The following is a 2,803-nucleotide window of genomic DNA, read 5'->3' on the forward strand; positions in this document are numbered from 1 at the left end:
TGCGATCGTAGAACCTCGACTTCGCCATCCAGGAAAATGAATGCAAGCGGTCCGCCAGCTTTCTCTCTCAAACGTTCGCGATAGCTTTTTTTCAAAGCTGAGCACGACACTACAAGCCCATTTTCAGCTTTGGCCAGTTCAATGCCAATTTTGTCGAGCCACGGCCAGCGGTCATCATCCGTCAATGGAATGCCGGAAGACATTTTTTCGACGTTACGTTCGGGATGAAGCGTATCGCCTTCCAAAAAAGGAAGCTTTAAGGCTTCGGCGATCGCAACTCCGACGGAGGTTTTTCCCGAACCGCTCACGCCCATTACTATAATGCGTATCATATTGAAGCTGTAATCCCGCCATCGATGTGGATAACTTGCCCATTAACAAAGGACGAGGCATCACTTGCCAAGAATATTGCAGCGCCAACCAATTCTTCAACATTTCCCCATCGTCCTGCCGGGGTCCGTTTCTCCAGCCAAGTGGAGAACTCCGGATCATCGATCAATGCTTGATTTAATGGGGTTTTGAAATAGCCGGGTGCGATAGCGTTGATTTGCAGACCATATTTCGCCCAATCCGTGCACATGCCTCGCGTCAAATTACGAACAGCGCCTTTCGTTGCCGTGTATGGCGCTATGGATGGCCGGGCCAGTTCACTCTGAACCGAAGCAATATTGATAATCTTGCCGCGGCCTCGCTTGATCATGTGTTGAGCAGCGCTCTGGCCGGCGTAGAAAACGCTCGAGATGTTTGTTTGCAGCAATTGCTGCCATTTATCATCCGGAAAATCCTCCAGGGGAGCACGAAATTGCATACCGGCATTATTGATGAGAATATCAATCGGACCGATCTCGGCCTCGATCTTATCAATCCCCGTCTTGACCGCACCAATATCGGTTACATCGAAATGCGAGGTATGCGCCTTATACCCCTCAGCACTGAGTTCGGTGACGGCTGCTGCAAGTTTTTCCCGGTTGCGGCCGTTGAGGACGACCGTCGCACCATATGATGCGAGACCTTTTGCCAAAGCGAAGCCGATACCTTGACTGGACCCAGTAACGAGCGCGAGGCGCCCCTCAAGATTAAACAATGAGTAGGGCATGTGGACGTTCCTCTTATTCGCTTCTTGTGAGCGGACGAATATTCCGGGGTGCTCGATAAGCTTAACTAGCAGTCCTTTACGCAGCATTCTACCCGGCCAATCAAGCTCCATATGGCCGAAAAGCCAAATGTTCTGGATTAACCGTTGAAACGCCTGTCTCCTATGGTATTGATTCAACTGAACAGAACGAAAGAACACAATCATGACATTGCACCAAAATCTGATCGACGGCGAATGGGCCGGTGGCGACGCCATTGTCAATATCAATCCTTCCAACACCAATGATGTGGTTGGGGAATATGCGAGAGCGACGGCTGAGGACACGTTACGGGCCATTGCTGCTGCAAAAGCGGCCTTTCCTGCTTGGGCGCGTTCTGGAATTCTCGAACGTCATGCAATCTTGCGCAAAACTGCAGATGAGATCACTGCCCGCAAGGATGAACTTGGCCGATTGCTCTCTCGGGAAGAAGGCAAGACACTGGCCGAAGGGATTGGTGAAACTTTGCGTGCAGCGCAAATCTTCGACTTCTTTGCCGGAGAAGTGTTGCGGCTTGCAGGCGAAGTTTTGCCAAGTGCTCGTCCGAATATCGGTGTTGAAATTACGAGAGAACCGGTTGGCGTTGTCGGCATCATCACCCCGTGGAATTTCCCCATTGCGATTCCTGCCTGGAAGATCGCCCCTGCGCTTGCCTATGGAAACACTGTTGTTTTTAAGCCAGCCGATCTCGTGCCAGGCTGCTCTTGGGCAATTGTCGATATCCTGCATCGTTCGGGCCTGCCAAAGGGTGTGCTTAATCTTGTCATGGGCAAGGGTTCAGTTGTAGGGCAGACAATTCTCGACAGTGCCGATGTCAATGCGATCACTTTCACCGGATCTGTCGGTACGGGAAAACGCGTCGCTGCAGCATCAATTGAGCATATGCGCAAATTCCAGTTGGAGATGGGCGGTAAAAATCCATTTGTTGTTCTGGATGATGCCGAGCTCAACGTCGCGGTCGACGCCGCTGTAAATAGTGCGTTTTTCTCAACCGGTCAGCGTTGCACAGCGTCTTCTCGAATCATTGTCACCGAGGGCATCCATGACCGATTCGTTGCTGCTGTTTCGGAAAAACTGAAAACGATCATAGTTGATGATGCTTTGAAGGCGGGGACGCATATTGGCCCCGTTGTCGATGCGAGCCAGCTCAAGCAGGATGAAGATTATATTGCTATCGGTCAAAAAGAGGGTGCAAAGCTCGCTTTTGGCGGCGAACGGCTGACACGGGATAATCCCGGCTTCTATCTGCAGCCCGCTTTGTTTACGGAAGCGACGAATCAAATGCGTATTTCTCGCGAAGAAATATTTGGTCCTGTCGCCAGTGTCATCCGCGTCAAGGATTATGAAGAGGCGCTGCATACAGCAAATGATACGCCTTTTGGCCTCTCATCGGGCATTGCGACGACGAGCCTGAAGCATGCGACTCATTTCAAACGCAATGCCGAAGCTGGGATGGTCATGGTTAACCTGCCCACTGCCGGTGTTGATTTCCATGTGCCTTTCGGCGGACGTAAGGGATCAAGCTATGGCCCTCGTGAGCAGGGCAAATACGCTGCCGAGTTTTATACGACGGTGAAAACCGCCTATACGCTGGCCTGATCCTCGTCGCAGGATCTATGTGAATGTTGAAGGGGCGTTGCGCAGGCAGCGCCCCTTGTTTTTTTGCCCTG

3 protein-coding genes are annotated in these 2,803 nt (G+C 51.5%); 1 reads left to right on the top strand and 2 read right to left on the bottom strand.

Annotation, left to right across the window (positions count from 1 at the left end; genetic code table 11):
* Both AC6CHM_RS25035 and AC6CHM_RS25040 read right to left on the bottom strand, forming a co-directional pair.
* The coding region (locus tag AC6CHM_RS25035; protein ID WP_498176044.1) for a gluconokinase at positions 1–332 on the bottom strand (332 nt) is incomplete at its 3' end.
* Entirely contained in the window at positions 329–1,096 is a 768-nt protein-coding gene (locus AC6CHM_RS25040) for an SDR family oxidoreductase (RefSeq protein WP_336442418.1), read from the bottom strand. The genes AC6CHM_RS25040 and AC6CHM_RS25035, both read right to left, overlap by 4 nt.
* A 202-nt stretch (positions 1,097–1,298) precedes the next feature.
* On the opposite strand from AC6CHM_RS25040, the gene AC6CHM_RS25045 reads away from it, so the two are divergent.
* Positions 1,299–2,732, top strand: a complete 1,434-nt coding sequence (locus tag AC6CHM_RS25045; RefSeq protein ID WP_498176046.1) for an aldehyde dehydrogenase family protein — start codon at positions 1,299–1,301, stop codon at positions 2,730–2,732.
* Positions 2,733–2,803: the final 71 nt, after the last annotated feature.

Source organism: Phyllobacterium sp. GQ127 (genome assembly GCF_059758635.1).

Coding starts and splice junctions, on each gene's coding strand:
- AC6CHM_RS25040 (WP_336442418.1), bottom strand. CDS start 1,096: ATGCCCTACTCATTGTTTAATCTTGAGGGGCGCCTCGCGCTCGTTACT.
- AC6CHM_RS25045 (WP_498176046.1), top strand. CDS start 1,299: ATGACATTGCACCAAAATCTGATCGACGGCGAATGGGCCGGTGGCGAC.